Source organism: Klebsiella sp. Q2, from assembly GCF_009900705.1.
Taxonomy (GTDB): domain Bacteria; phylum Pseudomonadota; class Gammaproteobacteria; order Enterobacterales; family Enterobacteriaceae; genus Klebsiella; species Klebsiella quasipneumoniae.
Window position 1 is genome coordinate 217,933 of record NZ_JAAABE010000002.1, and the last position, 18,087, is coordinate 236,019.

The following is an 18,087-nucleotide window of genomic DNA, read 5'->3' on the forward strand; positions in this document are numbered from 1 at the left end:
CGCATTACTGCCTGAAAAAGGCACTTCCTCAGCAGCCATTCAAGCTGCCGACGCATAATAAACAAACGCCAGTTTATTGCCGTCGGGATCGCGGACGTAGGCGCTGTGAAAGCCGTTGCCATATTGTGGGCGGTGACCGGGAGCGCCTTCGTCACGTCCGCCGAGTTGCAGGGCGAGGGCATGCAGTTCCGCAATATGTTCGACGGAGCGGGCGTTAAGCGCCACCATCGTTCCATTGCCCACCCCGGCAGGCTGCTGGTCAAAAGGAACGCCCACGCACAGCCCACAGGTGTGGTTGCCGTTGAAGGTGCCCCAGGACGCCCCCTGTTCGTTACGGCCGGCTTTGGGGTGCCCCAGCAATGCCATTAACGGGTCATAGAACTCGATGGCGCGTGGTAGATCGTTCGTTCCCAGCATCATGTATGAAAACATAGTGTTCTCCTGTTGTGGGCAAAAAGGTGTAAACCTTCAGGCTGGCTGAAGGAGATGTTGTTGACGGAGTTTTAACAAGCGCGAGACCAGCATGATGACGACGATTCCCGCTATCAGCGCCAGGCAGTGAAAAGGTATTCTGCCGCCAGCATGGAAGTAAACCCAGCGCGCTACTTCCACCGAGGCTGCCATAAAACTGAGCGCCACAATGTTGATGGTGGCTGAAACCGTCCCTTTCGGCAGGGAGTGGGAAAAAAGCGCAAAACGGAATAATACGGGGAACAACAGGCCTGTTCCGAGGGCATAGAGACTTGTCCCTGAAACGGACCACCACCAGGTATGGGGCCACGCAATATTTCCCACCAGTAATACCAACAACCCGGTCAGCTGTATCGGGATAGTGCGCCAGATAAAGCGGGGAGAAGTCGGATCCTTGATAAAACGGGCCACGATGATACTGGCAATAATAACGCCGCTAAAGACAGGCACCTGGGTCCAGGCATAGGCGCCGCGCGACATCCCGCCGTCATCGATCAGGATCACCGGAGAGAGTGCTACCCAGGTGATTATCGGCAGGTTACTGAATGACAACGCCAGCGCGCCAATCAGCACTACCGGCTGTTTAAAGGCGCGGACAAAATCGGAAAATACCTCTTCCGGACGAAACCCCCGGCCCTGAGGGGTGACCGTCTCTGGCATGTTAAAAATCAGTAACGCCCAGGCCAGTAAGCTCATTGCGCCGATGATCGCAAACAATAACTTCCAGTGCAGGAAATTCATCAGGCCAGCGCCCGCCAGGGGCCCGATTACCGGCGCCAGCAAAACGATGGATGTCAGCGCCGCCATAATGCGGATAGACTCTTTTTCATCAAAAGCCTCCTGGATGGAGACATAGCCGACTGTCGAAATGAAGCAGATACTGGTTCCCTGGATAAAGCGGGCGATAAGATATTGATCAATCGAAGTGACAAAGATCATGCTGAAGCAGGCCAAAGCAAAGATGATGGCTCCGGTCAGTAGTACGGGGCGGCGACCGATGCGGTCGGAGAGCGGCCCCAGCAGCCACTGTAATGCCAGCCCCCCGGCTAAATAGAGACTGACAGAAGCCGGGGCTAACGCAACATCAGCCTCAAATTCCCGGATGATGTGGATAATACCAGGTTGAATGAGATCGGTAGTCAGATAAGCAGAAAAATCATAGATAACCATCGCCAGCGGAAACAACAAGATTCTGCTAAAACGGATATGCGGTTCCAACGCTAATTTCATACGCGAAGACTCCCTGGTCGGTGACGGTTTCCCTGGTATCGGGGCCTGGTTGATGTGGATCCCTTGCGGCTGTCGTCACAGGCTGGCCGGGGAATGACAAACCGAAAGATAAAATTCGCCTGGCGACGGTCATTGGGTACGGCAACGCAACGGCATGCAGAGGGAGTGATCGAGCATGGCAGAGGGATAACGCACCGGGTGAACTGGCTGGGGGTGACGTTTCTTATGCGAGGGAGGGGGCTCGCTGCCATCGCGTGGATGTGGAGCGTTTGTCCGCAGGGGACGAGAATGAATAAAGTCGCTTGCTCCTGAGGGAAAACATTCATACCGGGAAACCTGTATCATCATGGGCAAAATAGGCGAACATTCGCCAGTGTCCGCATTCGATTTCAGCGCAGTGATAATCAGTCCGGCCAGTCATGGTCGGAAGTCTGATTATCAGATGATTAGGTTTTCCAGCATCGACGCCTCAGCTATGGGTATGAATTATTCATTAAGGAAATGATAACACCCACATTTATTATGGGAATCGCGTAGGTAAGAAAATGTGACTTTCGCCCGCTTACTGCGTGAAGCTGATCGCAACAGACCCGGCGCTGCGCTCAGCCTCGCCATGGTAGACCGCCTCAATATTATTCCCCTGCGGATCCAGCACAAAAGCGGCATAGTAACCAGGATGATAGTGTCGTTCGCCAGGCGCGCCGTTATCGCGGCCGCCATGGGTCAGCGCCGCATGGTAAAAAGCGTCCACCCTGTCACGATCTCTGGCCTGGAACGCCAGGTGGTGGCGTCCTGTCAGTTTCCCGGCAGCCTCCGGGCTGTGGCGTGAGGCCACCACCAGTTCGTCGGCCAGCAAGTAGTCATTAGCGGTGGTAATAACCGGGATCTCCAGCGCCGACAGTACGGCAGTATAGAAGTCTTTGCTTGCCTCAAAGTCTTCGACAACCAGCAGGATATGATCGATCAATCTGCCACGATGTAACGTCATGCTTTCCATGGAATTTCCTCTCGGCAGGGGGCCGGCAATGATTATAGCAGTGAGCCAGCAAGAACAGGATTCCCTCAGGTAAGGGCCATAAAAAAAGGGCTGGCGCCAGGCCAGCCCGTCAGGACTACTGCGCGGACTCCGTCGCTTCGTCCATGTCGTCTTCCTGCTCGCTGGCGAGCAGGGTTTTCTCGTTTTTGCACAGACACTGGATCAGCAGGAACAGCACGCCGCTGGCCACCAGGGTGGCGATCAGGCCATCGTAGCCGGTGATGCCGATCAGCATGCCGCTGACTACCGGCCCGGCGACGCTGCCGGCGGACCAGAAAAAGCCGAACAGGGCGTTAATCATAATCAGCTTCTGTCCGCTGAAGGTTTTCCCCGCCCGTACCAGCGACAGGGTATAAAGCGCCCCCGCCGCGGCGCCCAGCAGCAGGCAAATGGCCATCAGCTGAATGCGCGAACCGAGCATCAGCGGCAGGGCCAGCAGCGACAGGCTGAAAACCACCGCGCAGGCCAGATGCACGCGGCGAATGCCGACCCGGTCGGCCAGCCAGCCGAGCGGGGTCTGGAACATCGCATCCCCGGTAAGTACCACGGTCACCAGCAGCACCGCCATTCCTTCATTAAGCCCTTTATCCATACCGTACAGTGGCAGCAGGGCGAGGATGCTGGCGTCGAAGAAAGCGAAGCAGAAGACCCCGGAGGCCAGTACCGGCAGGAAGGCGCCGAGGCTGCGCCAGCTGGCGCGCTCCCCAAGGCTTTCGCGGGTGCCGGTGGGCAGATGGCGCAGCATCAGCAGGCAGACGGCGGTGACCGCGACGATCGCCATCAGCGCCGAGGCCTGCCAGGCGGGGCCGACGGAGATCAGCAGCGGCCCGGCCAGCTGGCAGCCGGTAAAGGCCGAGGCGTAGATACCGGTGAGGGTGGCGCGCTGGTTGCCTGCCGCGCCGCCGGTGATCCAGCTTTCACCGAGGACGATAATGACCCCGGAGGCCAGGCCGGTCAGCAGGCGCGGCAGCAGAAGCAGCGTCATATCGGTGGTCATGCATGAGGCGATGGTCGCCAGCGCCAGCAGGATCAAACTGCCGCTCAGCAGCACGCCCATCTCAACGCGCCGGCACAGCGCAGGAGAGAGGAAAGAGGAGATCATCATGCCGGCGGGCGGCAGGGCGGCCAGCAGGCCGACATACAGCGGCGCGATCTGCTGCTGCGCCAGCTCAAGACTGATTAACGGCACCGTATAGCCGGTGATAAATCCCACGAGCGACGCGGCCATGATCATCGCCAGCGTGGGAGCAAGACGATTCTGGTCTGGGTTAAACATTTTATTTCCGATGACGGAGAGGTCAGTAGTGGATCCTTCGGCAAATTGCCGTCCTGAGCTGCATAATAATTAATCGCCTGGCCGTTGTCACCGTTGAAATCACTACCAAAAAAGGGCCGCCGGGCGACGGCAGGCCTGTACGCCGCGCCGCCGCCGCATTTCGTGACGTTGTCAGCGTGTTAGCGACAGGATATAACGGAGGGAGCGGCAGCGACCCGACGCCGATGAGCGACGGGTAAAAACGCAACGCATGACCAAATTATTCAGCATTACGCTATGCAGGAAAGGAGTAATACATGGCCGTATCGCCGTCACTGATCGCCGAAGCCACAGGCTGGCGACGTGAGTTTCACGCCGCGCCTGAGCTCGGATATCAGGAGCAGGAGACCTCGCGCCGCGTCGCCGAGCTGCTGGCCTCGTTTGGCCTGCAGGTTCATCGCGGGCTGGCCGGCACCGGCGTCGTGGCGACGCTGGAAAACGGCCCCGGGCCGGTCATCGGCCTGCGCGCCGATATGGACGCCCTGCCGATCACCGAGCTGGGGAGCGTCAGCTACCGTTCGCGCCGCGCCGGGGTCATGCACGCCTGCGGCCACGATGGCCACACCGCGATGCTGCTGGCGGCCGCCGCCCATCTGGCGCAGACCCGTCAGTTCAGCGGCACCGTCCACTTTGTTTTCCAGCCAGCGGAAGAGAACCTCGGCGGCGCGCGCAAAATGGTGGAGGAGGGATTATTCGAACGCTTCCCGATGGATGCGATTTACGCGCTACATAACTGGCCGGGGATCCCGCTTGGCGAAGTGGCGCTCAGCGATGGCGCGATGATGGCCTCCCTCGACGCCTTCGAGATCACCCTGCGCGGCAAAAGCTGCCATGCGGCGATGCCGGAGAGCGGGGCCGATCCGATCGTCGCTGCGGCGCAGCTGATTATGGCGCTGCAGACCATTCCTTCCCGCCGCCTGTCGCCACAGGATTCGGCGGTGGTCAGCATCACCCAGATAAACGGCGGCGAGGCGATCAACGTCCTGCCGGACACCGTGGTGCTGCGCGGCACCTTCCGCTGCCTGAGCAATCGCGTTCGCGCCCGCGTGCGGGAGCTTATCGAAAGCTATGTGGCGACCCAGCCGCAGGTGTCCGATGTGCAGGGCGAGATTAGCTGGTTTCCGGGGTATCCGGTGACCAAAAACCATGCGCCGCAGGCGCAGCTGCTGCGCGAGGTGGCGGTCGCCACCCTTGGCGCGGAGGCGGTGCGCTGGAACCAGGCGCCGTCGATGGCCTCTGAGGATTTTGCCTGCATGCTGGAGGCCTGTCCGGGGGCCTATTTCTGGATCGGCACCGATGGCGAAACGCCGTCGAAGCCGCTGCATAACGCCAGCTATGACTTTAACGATGCGCTGATTAGCCACGGGGTGGCGATGTGGGTGGCGCTGGTGGAGAAACAGCTGCCGGCGGCGTAACCCACCGGCAGCGGCAGCAGGGAGCGCGCGCGCTCCCTGAGGTCAGACGTCGGCGGCGGCTTTCAGTCGCGCCTTCATGTCGCTGTAGGCCGTCCAGGCATAGCGCTCCGCCCACTGCTGGTCGGCTATCGCTTCCACTTTCACCGCACAGTATTTGGTTTCCGGCGTTTTGGAGATCGGATCGAGGTTATCCTGGGTCAGCTCATTGCAGGCGCCCACCCACCACTGATAGGTCATATAGACCGCGCCCGGGTTGATGCGATCGCTGAGGTCGGCGCGGGTGATGACTTTCCCGCGTCGGGAGCTAACCCACACCAGCTGTTTGTCAGCGATCCCCAGCCGTTGCGCATCCACCGGATTCATCTGCACCCGTCCCGGCTCGTCGGCCAGCGACTGCAGCGCGGCGCAGTTGCCGGTCATCGAGCGGCAGGAGTAGTGCCCCACCTCCCGCACCGTGCAGAGCACCAGCGGCCATTCATCATCCGGACGCTCCGCCGGCGCGCGCCAGGCGGTGGCGAACAGCTGCCCTTTACCCGATGGGGTGTCGAAGCGGTTGTCTTTATACAGCCACGGCGTGCCGGGGTGGTCGAGGGTCGGGCACGGCCACTGAACATGGCCCATATCGCCCATTTTCTCCCAGGTCACGCCGTAGAAAAGCGGGCAGAGCTCGCGCATCTCGTCCCAGATCTGCTGGTTGTTCTCATAGTGCATCGGATAGCCCATTTCGCTGGCCAGCAGACTGATGATCTCCCAGTCGCGCTTCACATTCCCCGCCGGAGGGATTGCCTGTTCAAACCGCTGAAACCCGCGGTCGGCGCAGGTGAAGACGCCACCGTGCTCGCCCCAGGAGGTGGCCGGCAGCAGGACATCGGCAATCTCCGCCGTTTTGGTCATGAAGATATCCTGCACCACCACGAAGTCCAGCGCCTCGATGCCTTTGCGCACCAGGCCGAGGTCGGCTTCGGTCTGCAGCGGATCTTCGCCCATGATGTAGTAGGCTTTGATCTCGCCGGTCAGCGCTTTATGCGGCACTTCGGTGATGCGGGTGCCGACCTGGTCATCCATTTGCGCCGGGTCGATCCCCCAGGCGGCGGCGAATTTGGCCCGCACGGCGGGGTCGGTGACCTCCTGATAGCCGGGGAACAGGTTCGGCAGCACGCCCATATCGCAGGCGCCCTGCACATTGTTTTGCCCACGAACCGGGCCCACACCGACGTTCGCCCGCCCCAGGTTGCCGGTGAGCAGCGCCAGGCTTGCCAGGCCGCGCACCACGTCCACCGCCTGGCCAAACTGGGTGACCCCCATGCCCCACATAATGGTGGCGGAAGGGGCGGCGGCAAACATGCGCATCGCCTCGCGAATAGCCTGCGCGCTGACCCCGACAATCTCTTCCACTGCTTCCGGGGCGTAATCCTTCACCGCCTCGCGGTAGGCGTCCAGCCCTTCGGTGTAGCGTTCGACATAGGCTTTGTTGTACAGCTCCTCCTCCAGCAGGACATAGCCGAAGGCGTTCACCAGCGCCATATTGCTGCCGTTGTTGAGCTGCAGATGACGGTCGGCTATGCGTGCGGTTTCAATGCGTCGCGGATCGCAGACGATGATCTTGGCACCGTTTTCCCGGGCTTTGATCACCCGGCGGGCGACGATGGGATGGGAGTCGGCGCAGTTGTAGCCAAAGACCAGCAGGCACTTCGAGTTTTCGATGTCGCTTATCGAGTTGCTCATCGCCCCGTTGCCCAGCGCCTGCTGTAGCCCGGCGACAGAGGGGCCGTGGCAGACGCGGGCGCAGCAGTCGACGTTATTGGTGTTCAGCACCGCGCGGGCGAACTTTTGCATCACATAGTTGGTTTCGTTGCCGGTGCCGCGCGAGGAGCCGGTGGTCATGATGGCGCGCGGGCCATGCTTCTCTTTGATCTCCCTGAGCTTGCTGGCGGTATAGCGAATCGCCTCCTGCCAGCTGACCGGCGTAAAGGCGCCGCCTTTCTGGTAGCGGATCATCGGTTGTTTAAGACGGGGCGTCAGGAGCTGCGTGTCGTTCAGAAAATCCCAGCCGTAATAGCCTTTCAGGCACAGCTGGTTCTGGTTGGTGACGCCGTCGGCGGCTTCCGCGCGAATGATTTTATTGTTGTCGACAACCAGTTTAAGTTTGCAACCCGCCCCGCAGTAGGGGCACACGCTCGTGATTTTTTTCATCAGTAACAGACCTGTTAACAGTGAACAGAGGATCGCTGTCGCGCCGGGCCCGACGGGCAACGATCGCGGTATCGCCTGGTGGTGATGCGGACGCAGGCCCGCTGCGCTATGCAGGTCTCGTGCCAGATTTTAATGTGTTGATTTATAATGAAAAACTTCAGATGGATGATGACGGGAGCGTGACCTCGTCACTAATGACGATGACGCAGAGCGCCGACGTCAGACGCTCTGCGGGGGAAAACGCCGCTACGCGAGAGGGCGGCAGCGGGTGATATGCGACTCGCTCAGGCCGACGTCGCGTGCGGCGGCGCAGATTGCCTGCCAGCTGCCCGCATCCAGCGGGATCCCCTCGGCCAGGCGCGCTTCGCGGTTGGCGGCTTCCCATTCGCCGGGGGCCAGCACCGGGGCATCGGGATCGTGCGGCGACTGTTTACACCATGCGATAAAGGCCTCCGTCTGCGCCTGGCTGTCCGGGGCATCGAACGCGTCCGGGCGCAGGATCACGGTGGTCATGCAGTTAAAGATGGCGTCGACGCTGGTCTGCAGGCTTTCCTGATGGGTGGTTTGCCCCCCGGAGAGCGCGCCGCCGAGCACTTCACACAGCGTCGCCAGGGCATAGCCTTTGTGCTGGGCGAAGGTGAGCAGGGCGCCCAGCGGCGAGGTTTGCATCACCGCCGGGTCGGTGGTGGGCAACCCCTCGGCGTCGATCAGGCAGCCGGGGGCCACGGCTTCCCCTTTGTGCCAGGCGACGCGGGTTTTACCAAAGGCGATGGCGCTGGTGGCGTAGTCCAGCAGCAGCGGCGGATGGCCCTCTCGCGGAAACACCACGCACAGGGGGTTGGTGCCGAAGCGACTGTCTTTTCCGCGGAACGGAGCGACCATCGGGTCGCCGATCACGCTGACGAAGTGAATAGAGATCAGCCCGGCGGCGGCGCACTGCTCGGCCCAGTAGCCGATGCGCCCGACGTGATGCGCATTGCGCAGGGCGATAGCCGCCATGCCGTGCTGCTTCGCCTTTTCGATACCTAACTGCATCGCTTCGTGGGCGACCACCTGGCCGAAGCCGGCGTTGCCGTCGAGGGTGACCACGGCGCCGGCGTCTTTGGTGACCGTGGCGTGGCGGTTGAGCTGCAGAAAACCGCCGGCATGGGATTTCACATAGCTTGGGATCATCCCGACGCCATGGGAGTCATGCCCGGCCAGGTTGGCGGCGATCAGGTGGTCGGCGACCAGCGTCGCTTCTTCTGAGCGGCTGCCGAGATGGGTAAACAGTGAGACGACAAACTGATGCAGATCCGTCGCCAGAAAGCGGTGTCCTGTTGGCACTGATTCTCTCCTGTAGTCTGTTGTTATTTTGTTATGTTTGCCGTTTTATGCTGCGCCGCCCGGCGCAGAAGGTCAAGGGCGGGGGCTCCGGGCGTCACGCCACTGCGCCAGCGTCTGCGTTATACGCCAGACGATAAAAAACCGGTCCGCGATCGCGTTTTAATTAACGTCATAAACACCACATTTTTAAATTCTGCCACTGTCACAAAAGCCAGAAAAAAGCCAGCCCCGGCGTTGCAAGGGCAGCTGATACCACTATATGTTAAATTTGTGTTTATTAATTGATGATTAAAGGTTGGTATCATGTATAAGAAAATAAGTGGTTTAGTGGTTTCACTGACGGCCGTTTTCGCCTGTGCCGCCTGGGCGGAGGTGCCTGCGGGCTATCCGGCGGATTATCAAAAAACGGTTGATGCCGCCGTCAAAGAGGGCAAGGTGGTGATCTATTCCACAACCGATACCAAAGCCGCCGGGCCGTTAATTAAAGGATTCGAAGCGCAATATCCGGGCGTCAAAGTCGAATATAACGACATGAACAGCACCGAGCTGTATAACCGCTATATCAGCGAGCAGGCCGCCGGGGGCGGCAGCGGGGACGTGGTGTGGAGCTCATCGATGGATACGGCGCTGAAATTAGCCACCGAATACGCGGAACAATATGCCTCGCCGGAGGTGAAGCAATTGCCCGACTGGGCGGTGTGGCAGCAGAAAGCCTATGGCACCACCTACGAGCCGGTGGTATTTATCTATAACAAACGGCTGATCCCGCAGAATGAAGTTCCGGATTCGCATACCGCGCTGGCAAAATTGATCGCCAGCCAGGCCGATAAATTTAAAGGCAAAGTCACCACCTACGATATCGAAAAATCGGGCCTCGGCTTTATGCTGGCGGTGCAGGACAGCCAGGCCGACGCGAACTATTTTACCGACCTGGCGAATATCGCCAAAGGCGGCCTGACGGTGCAGTCTTCCACCGGAACGATGATGGAGCGCGTCTCCTCTGGCGAAAACCTGATCGGCTATAACATCCTTGGCTCCTATGCCGAAGCGCGGGCGAAAAACGATCCCTCTTTAGGCATTGCCTATCCGAAAGATTACGTGCTGGTGCTCTCCCGCGTCTCGTTTATTAGCCAGGAGAGCGAACATCCCAATGCGGCAAAATTGTGGCTGGACTATGTCCTGTCGGAAAAAGGCCAGCAGATCCTCGCCAGTCAGGCGGATATTCCCTCTATTCGTCGCGATATTGAAGGCAAAAATGATATCGACGGCATGACCGCGCTGCTGGGCAAAGCGTTAAAACCGATCCCGGTCAACGAAACGCTGCTGGATTATTTACAGCCGCAAAAACGTCTGCAGTTTATTAAACAATGGCGCAGCGCCGCCGCGAAATAATCCTCCCCCGGGGCATCGCCGATGCCCCCTTATTCACACCCGGCGGGTTTATTCACCTGACCAAAGGGATGAACCATGAATGTATTACGCAGAAAGTGGCAGGGGCTGCCGCGCGGCGTGGTGGTGTGCATCACGGCGCTGGTGATTTATGTCCCGCTGTTATTTATTGTGGTGCAGAGTTTTCTCTCCGCGCCGTTCTTTTCCCGCTCCAAATCCTGGAGCCTGGAAGCCTTCGCCTTTATTTTTACCGACCCGGATTTTTATCTGGCGTTAAGGTCAGGCTTTATTCTGGCCTTTGGCCTGGTGATTATCGCCATTCCACTGGGCGGTATTTTGGCCTTTCTGATGGTACGCACCGATTTACCCGGCCGGCGGTTCATTGAGCCGCTGATCCTGGTGCCGATCTTCGTCTCGCCGATGGTGCTGGGCTTTGGCTACGTGGTGGCCGCCGGGCCGGTAGGCTTCTTTTCACAGTGGGCGCAGCAGCTGATCGGCTTTGTGCCGTGGAATATCTACTCGATGTTCAGTATTGTGGTCATCGCCGGCTTAACCCACGTGCCGCACGCCTATCTCTATATCTCCTCGGCGCTGCGCAGCGTCGGCTCGGACGTGGAAGAGGCGGCGCGCACCGTCGGCGCCACGCCGCTGCAGGTGATGACCTCGGTGAGTCTGCCGATGGTGCGGCCGTCCATTCTTTACGCCTGCGTGCTGCTCTTTTTCCTCGGTCTGGAAGTCTTCGGTCTGATGCTGGTGCTGGGCGACCCCGAGGGCAACATGGTGCTGGCGACCTATCTCTACAAGCTGACCAACAAGCTCGGCACCCCCTCCTACCATCTGATGGCGGCGGTGGCGGTGGTGCTGATCTGCATCACCATCCCGCTGGTGATGCTCCAGCGGCGGCTGATGCGCACCGCCAACCGCTTTGTCACCATGAAGGGCAAGGCGTCGCAGGCGCGGGCGCTGCCGCTGGGCAAATGGCGCTGGGTGGCCGGGGCGGTGGTAGTGGCCTGGCTGACGGTGACCATCGGCGTGCCGCTGCTCGGCGTGGCGCTGCGCGCTTTTATCTCCAACTGGGGCGTCGGCGTGTCGCTGTGGGATGAGCTGTCGCTGACGACGTTCCACAATATCTGGCAGCAGCCCAACCTGCTGAGGGCGATCGTCAACTCGATGGCTATCGGCATCGTCGGCGGCGCGCTGGCGGTGATCTGCTATCTGTTTGTCGGTATCGCCATGCACCGCAAAGCGGACAACGTCACCCGCTTTCTTGATTACAGCGTACTGGTCCCGCGCGCGGTGCCGGGGCTGCTGGCCGGTCTGGCCTTCCTGTGGGTGTTCCTGTTTGTGCCGATGTGGCTCGATCAGTCGCTGAAGCACGGCTGGCTCTCGGCGCTGCCGGTGGCCGACTGGCTGCGGGAGCACCTTATCGTGCAGCTGCGCGCGCTGCGCAACACCATCTTCAGCGTCTGGCTGGCCTACACCGTGGTATGGATGGCTTATGGCCTGCGGCTCATCTCTTCGACGCTGCTGCAGGTGGGCCCGGAGCTGGAGGAGGCGGCGCGCAGCACCGGCGCCTCGCGGGGGCAGATCACCCGCCACGTCACCGTCCCGCTGTCGCGCTATGGGCTGATTGGCTCCTGGCTGCTGATGTTCCTTATCTTTGAGCGCGAATATTCCACCGGCGTCTATCTGCTGTCGCCGGGTACCGAAACCATCGGCTCGATGCTGGTGTCGCTGTGGGCGGCGGGGGCCATCGATATCGTCGCGGCGCTCTCCTTTATCAATATTCTGCTGGTGGTGATTGGCCTTGGCATCGCCCTGCGCTTTGGAGTGAAATTACATGATTGAGTTATCGGTAGAAAACCTGCATCTCACCTATGGCGACAACCCGGTGCTGAAAGGGGTGTCGATGACGCTCGGCCGGGGAGAGTTGGTGTCGTTGCTGGGGCCGTCGGGAAGCGGCAAAACCACGCTGCTGCGGGCGGTGGCCGGGCTGGAGAAGCCGACGAGCGGACGGATCGCCATCGGCAACCGCACGGTGTACGACGGCACGCCGCGCAGCGAGATCCCGGCCGAAGAGCGTAACCTCGGCCTGGTGTTCCAGTCCTATGCCCTGTGGCCGCACAAAACGGTGTTCGACAACGTGGCCTATCCGCTGAAGCTGCGTAAAGTGGCCGCCGGGGAGATAAAAGAGCGGGTGCAGCGCGTGCTGGATCAGCTGGGGCTCGGGCACCTTGGCAACCGCCATCCGCACCAGCTCTCCGGCGGCCAGCAGCAGCGGGTGGCCATCGGCCGGGCGCTGGTCTACAACCCGCCGGTGATCCTGCTGGATGAGCCGCTCTCCAACCTTGACGCCAAGCTGCGCGAAGAGGCGCGGGTGTTTCTGCGCGAGCTGATCGTCAAGCTGGGCCTGTCGGCGCTGATGGTCACCCACGATCAGAATGAGGCGATGGCCATCTCGGATCGTATTCTGCTGCTGAACAATGGTGTCATCGAGCAGCAGGGGACGCCGCAGGAGATGTATGGCAGCCCGGCGACGCTGTTCGCCGCCGAGTTTATGGGCAGCAATAACCGCCTGCACGGCAAGGTAATGGCGCTGGAGAACGGCAGGGCGCGGATCGAAGGCGCCAGCTGGAGCCTGTGGGGGCGAGCGGGCGAGGGGGTTAGCGTCGGCGAGCCGGCGACGGCGGTGATCCGCGTCGAGCGCCTGCGTCTGGACGGCGCGGCGCAGGATAACAGTCTCCAGCTACCGCTGCTGACCAGCATGTACCTCGGCGACCGCTGGGAGTACCTGTTCCGCACCGAGGGCGACGATTTCCCGCTGCGCGCCTACGGAACGGCGCTGCGCGATGCCGAACACTGTCATCTGACGCTCCCGGCGGAGGATGTGTGGATTTTTCCGCAGCGGTAACCGCTGGTTAAGACGCCAGATGGCACACGGCTTCAATATTGTGCCCGTCTGGCGCAATCACAAAGGCGGCGTAATAACTGGCGTGGTAGTTTGGTCGTAACCCCGGCGCGCCGTTGTCCTTTCCTCCGGCGGCCAGCGCCGCCTGCCAGAAGGCATCGACCTGCTCGCGGCTGTCGGCGCGAAAGGCAATGTGCAGCGGCGCCGGTTTTTCCGTACTTTGATAGAGGCATAGAGAGACATCGCCGCTGCCGGCCAGCTCTGCGCCGTAGGTCGGCTCGCCTTCGCCGACCAGCGTTACGCCAAGCGGGGCAAGGGCTTGTAAAAAGAACGCTTTGCTCGCGGCATAATCACTGACGCCGAATTTCACATGATCGAACATATCTTCTCTTCTCCTGCGGATGGGATATCGCCAGCCGAACGCGTTAGCCGGGAAATAGATGCAAAATAGTTAACAACGGTTATTAACTTTTTTAACAGCTCAAAATGTTTAATTATTCCTAATACGAGTATTTACAGACGTTTAATCTGCCATGTACCATAAACAAAAAATAACATTTGTGATACAAGTCACTCTTTTTTGGCGCATGGGTAAGCTCAGCGCGGTGTGAACGCCGCCGGTTTACCGCCTCAAGGTTATGGCAGCACCCTTCTCACGATGACATTCCGGTGAATTTCTCTCCGATTTCCCGCGTTTCGTTGAGAATCGTCTACTATCCAAACGATAACCCTATAAATGATATCGCCTCTGGCGATGTTTTATCCGACTTGCCGGGCCGGGCCAGACGCTAAGCGGTTTAAAAGCGCAATGGTATCGGTTCCAGCACGACATTCACTGGTTTTGTCAGCGACAAAAACAGTAATTTTCAATGACAGGAATGTGATGATGTCGAGCGAGAAAACTAACAATTCCAGGCGTGATTTCCTGGTGAAGTCGATGGCGCTGATCCCGACGGTGGTGATCGGCGGCGCGGGAGCAGGGGCCATTGGCGTGGCCACCAGCGCGACCGCGCAGGCGGCCCCCGCTTCAGAGCCAGCCTCCGGGAACACGGCGGCGGCCAGCGACTGGAAGCCGCAGTTCTTCAACGATCGTGAGTGGGCGTTTATCAACGCCGCCGTCGCGCGCCTGATCCCAGCGGATGAACTTGGCCCCGGCGCTAAAGAGGCCGGCGTGCCGGAGTTTATCGACCGCCAGCTTAATACCCCTTACGCCACCGGCTCCATCTGGTATATGCAGGGGCCCTTCAACCCCGACGTGCCGAAAGAGATGGGCTATCAGCTGCCGTTGGTGCCCAAACAGATCTATAACCTCGGGATCGCCGACGCCGAGGCGTGGTGTCAGGACAAGTATCGCAAGACCTTCGCTGAACTGAGCAACGAGCAGCAGGACGAGGCCCTCGGCCTGTGGGAATCCGGCAAAGCCGAGTTCAAACAGCTTCCGGCCTCGCTGTTCTTCACCTATCTGCTGCAGAACACCCGAGAAGGCTTCTTCAGCGACCCGATCCATGGCGGTAATAAAGGCATGGTCGGCTGGACGCTGATTAATTTTCCCGGCGCGCGCGCCGACTTTATGGACTGGGTTGAACGGGGCGAACGCTACCCCTTCCCGCCGGTATCAATTAATGGGGAGAGGGCGTAATCATGGCCACCGTATTGAAAAAAACCGATGTCGCGATCGTCGGCTTCGGCTGGGTTGGGGCGATCATGGCCAAAGAGCTGACCGAAGCCGGGCTCAACGTCGTGGCGCTGGAGCGCGGCCCGATGCGCGACACCTGGCCGGACGGCGCCTATCCGCAGGTGATTGATGAGCTGACCTACAACATCCGCCGCAAGCTGTTCCAGGATCTGTCGAAAAGCACCGTCACCATCCGCCATAACACCAGCCAGCAGGCGGTGCCGTATCGCCAGCTGGCGGCTTTCCTGCCGGGTACTGGCGTGGGTGGGGCCGGGCTGCACTGGTCCGGCGTCCATTTCCGCGTCGATCCCATCGAACTGCGGATGCGCAGCCACTATGAAGAGCGCTACGGCAAAAACTTCATTCCCCAGGATATGATCATCCAGGATTTCGGCGTCACCTACGACGAGCTGGAACCGTTCTTCGATAAAGCGGAGAAAGTGTTCGGCACCTCCGGGACCGCCTGGTCGATCAAGGGCAAGGTCGTCGGTAAAGGCCGCGGCGGCAACGCTTTCGCCCCGGACCGCTCAGACGACTTCCCGCTGCCGGCGCAGAAAAACACCTGGTCAGCGCAGCTGTTTGAAAAAGCGGCGCTTGAGGTGGGTTACCATCCCTACAACCTGCCGTCGGCCAACACCTCCGACTCCTATACCAACCCCTATGGCGCGCAGATGGGTCCGTGCAACTTCTGCGGTTTCTGCAGCGGCTACGCCTGCTACATGTACTCTAAAGCCTCGCCGAACGTGAACATCCTGCCGGCGCTGCGCCAGGAAAAACGCTTTGAGCTGCGGACCAACGCCAACGTGCTGAAGGTCAACCTGACCGACGACAAATCCCGCGCTACCGGCGTGACCTACGTCGACGGCCAGGGACGCGAAATGGAGCAGCCGGCGGACCTGGTGATCATCGGCGCCTTCCAGTTCCATAACGTGCACCTGATGCTGCTCTCCGGGATCGGCAAACCGTACAATCCGGAGACCGGCGAAGGAGTGGTGGGGCGTAACTTTGCCTACCAGAACATGACCACCATCAAGGCCATTTTCGACAAAGACACCTATACCAACCCGTTTATCGGCGCGGGCGGCAACGGCGTCGGCGTCGACGACTTCAACGCCGACAACTTCGACCACGGCGCGGCCGGCTTTGTCGGCGGTTCGCCGTTCTGGGTCAACCAGGCCGGGACCAAGCCCATCTCCGGTTTCCCGGTACCGCCGGGCACCCCGGCGTGGGGCAGCAAGTGGAAAGCGGCGGTGGCCGATACCTACACCCATCACCTGTCGATGGATGCCCACGGCGCGCATCAGTCCTATCGGCAGAACTACCTCGATCTTGATCCGAACTACAAAAACGTCTTTGGCCAGCCGCTGCTGCGCATGACCTTCGACTGGCAGGAAAACGACATCAAGATGGCGCAGTTTATGTTCGATAAGATGGCGCCGATCGCCAAAGCGATGAAGCCGAAATATATCCTCGGCAGCCCGAAAAACGCCAACAGCCACTTTGATACCACCACCTACCAGACCACCCATATGAACGGCGGGGCGGTGATGGGGGAGGATCCGAAAACCAGCGCCGTTAACCGTTATCTGCAAAGCTGGGACGTGCATAACGTCTTCGTCATCGGCGCCTCCGCTTTCCCGCAGGGGCTGGGCTATAACCCAACCGGCACGGTGGCCGCGCTGGCCTACTGGTCAGCGAAGGCGATCCGCGAGCAGTATCTGAAAAATCCGGGTCCCCTGGTGCAGGCATAAAGGAAGGCAGATGATGAAAATGCAATGGTTATCGGCCCTGGTGCTTGGGGCATTGAGCTGCGCGGCCTTCGCCGAAGAGGCGCCTGCGGACAGCAATCTGATTAAGCAAGGGGAGTATCTGGCGCGGGCGGGGGACTGTGTCGCCTGTCACACCAACGGCAAAGCGGGCAAACCTTTCGCCGGCGGTCTGCCGATGGAGACGCCGATCGGCACCATCTACTCCACCAATATCACGCCGGATAAAGAACATGGCATTGGCGGGTACACCTTCGAAGAGTTCGACGACGCGGTGCGCAAGGGCGTGCGGAAAGATGGTTCCACACTCTATCCGGCGATGCCGTATCCCTCGTTCGCACGGATCAGCGAAGCGGACATGCGCGCCATGTACGCCTACTTTATGCACGGCGTGGAGCCGGTGAATGTCGCCAACAAGGACACCGACATCCCGTGGCCGCTGTCGATGCGCTGGCCGCTGGCGTTCTGGCGCGGCATCTTCGCGCCGACGCCGAGCGACTTTGTCGCCAACCCGCAGGTTGACCCGGTGCTGGAGCGCGGCCGCTATCTGGTGGAAGGCCTGGGCCACTGCGGCGCCTGTCATACCCCGCGTAGCCTGACGATGCAGGAAAAAGCGCTCAGCGAAAGCGAAGGCGATGATTACCTGGCGGGCAGCAATGCGCCGATTGACGGCTGGGTTGCCTCCAGCCTGCGCGGCGAAAACCGCGACGGTCTGGGGACCTGGAGCGAAGCCGAGCTGGCCGAGTTCCTGAAAACCGGACGTAACGATAAATCGGTGGTCTTCGGCGGCATGAGCGATGTGGTGGAGCACAGTCTGCAGTATCTTTCTGATGACGACATCACCGCCATCGCCCGCTATCTGAAGTCGCTCCCGCCGCGCGGCGGCAAACAGACCCCAGCCCCGGTGGAAGACAGCGTGGCGAAAGATCTGTGGAAGGGTAACGACAGCAAAACCGGCGCCGCGCTGTACGTCGATAACTGCGCCGCCTGTCACCGCACCGACGGCGTAGGCTATAAACGCGCCTTCCCGTCGCTGAAGGGCAATCCGGTGGTGCAGACCGAAGATGCCACTTCGCTTATCCATATCGTTCTGACCGGGAGCACCACGCCGGCGGTGAAAGACGCGGTCTCCAACCTGACCATGCCGTCGTTCGGCTGGCGTCTGGACGACCAGCAGGTGGCGGATGTGGTCAACTTCATCCGCACCAGCTGGGGCAACAACGCGCCGGCGGTCAGCGCCAGCGATGTGGCGAAGGTGCGTAAGGAGACCGCGGCGCACGATGAGAAGGCGTTAGGCAACGCTGATATCTCGAAGCTGCCGGGGGCCGGACAGTAACCGTCAGGGTTGCGTCGCCCGCGCGGC

General features: G+C 60.4%; 14 protein-coding genes. 7 read left to right on the plus strand and 7 right to left on the minus strand.

Going from position 1 to position 18,087, the window contains the following annotated elements:
• Positions 1-39 precede the first annotated feature (39 nt).
• From GT756_RS08740 to GT756_RS08755, 4 genes are all read right to left on the minus strand, one after another.
• On the minus strand, positions 40-432 hold the full coding sequence (locus GT756_RS08740; RefSeq protein WP_023318507.1) for a VOC family protein: 393 nt from the start codon (positions 430-432) through the stop codon (positions 40-42).
• A 36-nt stretch (positions 433-468) separates the two neighbouring features.
• A complete protein-coding gene (locus tag GT756_RS08745) occupies positions 469-1,701 on the minus strand; it encodes a multidrug efflux MFS transporter MdtM (RefSeq protein ID WP_065904627.1) in 1,233 nt (410 codons plus the stop codon).
• 562 nt (positions 1,702-2,263) lie between these two features.
• Positions 2,264-2,698, minus strand: coding sequence for a VOC family protein (locus GT756_RS08750; RefSeq protein ID WP_017899595.1), 435 nt, complete (start codon positions 2,696-2,698; stop codon positions 2,264-2,266).
• 115 nt (positions 2,699-2,813) lie between these two features.
• The gene (locus GT756_RS08755) at positions 2,814-4,013 is read right to left on the minus strand and encodes an MFS transporter (protein ID WP_004203023.1); all 1,200 of its coding nucleotides are present in this window, start codon (positions 4,011-4,013) and stop codon (positions 2,814-2,816) included.
• Positions 4,014-4,309: 296 nt separating this feature from the next.
• Between GT756_RS08755 and GT756_RS08760 the strand changes: the two genes are divergently transcribed.
• The gene (locus GT756_RS08760; protein WP_004203021.1) at positions 4,310-5,467 is read left to right on the plus strand and encodes a M20 aminoacylase family protein; all 1,158 of its coding nucleotides are present in this window, start codon (positions 4,310-4,312) and stop codon (positions 5,465-5,467) included.
• A 42-nt stretch (positions 5,468-5,509) separates the two neighbouring features.
• Here GT756_RS08760 and fdhF read toward each other — a convergent pair whose 3' ends face one another.
• Together fdhF and GT756_RS08770 are read right to left on the minus strand one after the other, a co-directional pair.
• Positions 5,510-7,660 carry a formate dehydrogenase subunit alpha gene (gene fdhF, locus GT756_RS08765; protein ID WP_060655977.1) on the minus strand — a complete coding sequence of 717 codons (2,151 nt, stop codon included), beginning with the start codon at positions 7,658-7,660 and terminating at the stop codon, positions 5,510-5,512.
• A gap of 246 nt (positions 7,661-7,906) precedes the next feature.
• Positions 7,907-8,986 (minus strand): malate/lactate/ureidoglycolate dehydrogenase, encoded by a 1,080-nt coding sequence (locus tag GT756_RS08770; protein ID WP_004203019.1) that lies wholly within the window; start codon positions 8,984-8,986, stop codon positions 7,907-7,909.
• 303 nt (positions 8,987-9,289) lie between these two features.
• On the opposite strand from GT756_RS08770, the gene GT756_RS08775 reads away from it, so the two are divergent.
• From GT756_RS08775 to GT756_RS08785, 3 genes are all read left to right on the plus strand, one after another.
• Positions 9,290-10,378, plus strand: coding sequence for an ABC transporter substrate-binding protein (locus GT756_RS08775; protein ID WP_004203017.1), 1,089 nt, complete (start codon positions 9,290-9,292; stop codon positions 10,376-10,378).
• Positions 10,379-10,453: 75 nt separating this feature from the next.
• A complete protein-coding gene (locus GT756_RS08780) occupies positions 10,454-12,223 on the plus strand; it encodes an iron ABC transporter permease (RefSeq protein WP_004189548.1) in 1,770 nt (589 codons plus the stop codon).
• A complete protein-coding gene (locus GT756_RS08785; RefSeq protein WP_160124713.1) occupies positions 12,216-13,286 on the plus strand; it encodes an ABC transporter ATP-binding protein in 1,071 nt (356 codons plus the stop codon). Before GT756_RS08780 ends, GT756_RS08785 begins: the two co-directional genes overlap by 8 nt.
• Positions 13,287-13,293: 7 nt before the next feature.
• Here the strand turns inward: GT756_RS08785 and GT756_RS08790 are convergent, their stop codons facing one another.
• Entirely contained in the window at positions 13,294-13,665 is a 372-nt protein-coding gene (locus GT756_RS08790; protein ID WP_017899590.1) for a VOC family protein, read from the minus strand.
• A gap of 501 nt (positions 13,666-14,166) precedes the next feature.
• Between GT756_RS08790 and GT756_RS08795 the strand changes: the two genes are divergently transcribed.
• From GT756_RS08795 to GT756_RS08805, 3 genes are read left to right on the plus strand one after another with little or no spacing between them, the layout of a single operon-like run.
• On the plus strand, positions 14,167-14,922 hold the full coding sequence (locus tag GT756_RS08795) for a gluconate 2-dehydrogenase subunit 3 family protein (RefSeq protein ID WP_165796161.1): 756 nt from the start codon (positions 14,167-14,169) through the stop codon (positions 14,920-14,922).
• A 2-nt stretch (positions 14,923-14,924) separates the two neighbouring features.
• Positions 14,925-16,709 (plus strand): GMC family oxidoreductase, encoded by a 1,785-nt coding sequence (locus tag GT756_RS08800; RefSeq protein ID WP_002908285.1) that lies wholly within the window; start codon positions 14,925-14,927, stop codon positions 16,707-16,709.
• A 10-nt stretch (positions 16,710-16,719) separates the two neighbouring features.
• Entirely contained in the window at positions 16,720-18,060 is a 1,341-nt protein-coding gene (locus GT756_RS08805; protein WP_004184337.1) for a cytochrome c, read from the plus strand.
• Positions 18,061-18,087 lie beyond the last annotated feature (27 nt).

Excerpts from the sequence above, each read along its gene's own strand:
- GT756_RS08740 (WP_023318507.1), bottom strand. The coding sequence starts at position 432 with ATGTTTTCATACATGATGCTGGGAACGAACGATCTACCACGCGCCATC.
- GT756_RS08745 (WP_065904627.1), bottom strand. The coding sequence starts at position 1,701 with ATGAAATTAGCGTTGGAACCGCATATCCGTTTTAGCAGAATCTTGTTG.
- GT756_RS08750 (WP_017899595.1), bottom strand. The coding sequence starts at position 2,698 with ATGGAAAGCATGACGTTACATCGTGGCAGATTGATCGATCATATCCTG.
- GT756_RS08755 (WP_004203023.1), bottom strand. The coding sequence starts at position 4,013 with ATGTTTAACCCAGACCAGAATCGTCTTGCTCCCACGCTGGCGATGATC.
- GT756_RS08760 (WP_004203021.1), top strand. The coding sequence starts at position 4,310 with ATGGCCGTATCGCCGTCACTGATCGCCGAAGCCACAGGCTGGCGACGT.
- fdhF (WP_060655977.1), bottom strand. The coding sequence starts at position 7,660 with ATGAAAAAAATCACGAGCGTGTGCCCCTACTGCGGGGCGGGTTGCAAA.
- GT756_RS08775 (WP_004203017.1), top strand. The coding sequence starts at position 9,290 with ATGTATAAGAAAATAAGTGGTTTAGTGGTTTCACTGACGGCCGTTTTC.
- GT756_RS08780 (WP_004189548.1), top strand. The coding sequence starts at position 10,454 with ATGAATGTATTACGCAGAAAGTGGCAGGGGCTGCCGCGCGGCGTGGTG.
- GT756_RS08785 (WP_160124713.1), top strand. The coding sequence starts at position 12,216 with ATGATTGAGTTATCGGTAGAAAACCTGCATCTCACCTATGGCGACAAC.
- GT756_RS08790 (WP_017899590.1), bottom strand. The coding sequence starts at position 13,665 with ATGTTCGATCATGTGAAATTCGGCGTCAGTGATTATGCCGCGAGCAAA.
- GT756_RS08795 (WP_165796161.1), top strand. The coding sequence starts at position 14,167 with ATGATGTCGAGCGAGAAAACTAACAATTCCAGGCGTGATTTCCTGGTG.
- GT756_RS08800 (WP_002908285.1), top strand. The coding sequence starts at position 14,925 with ATGGCCACCGTATTGAAAAAAACCGATGTCGCGATCGTCGGCTTCGGC.
- GT756_RS08805 (WP_004184337.1), top strand. The coding sequence starts at position 16,720 with ATGATGAAAATGCAATGGTTATCGGCCCTGGTGCTTGGGGCATTGAGC.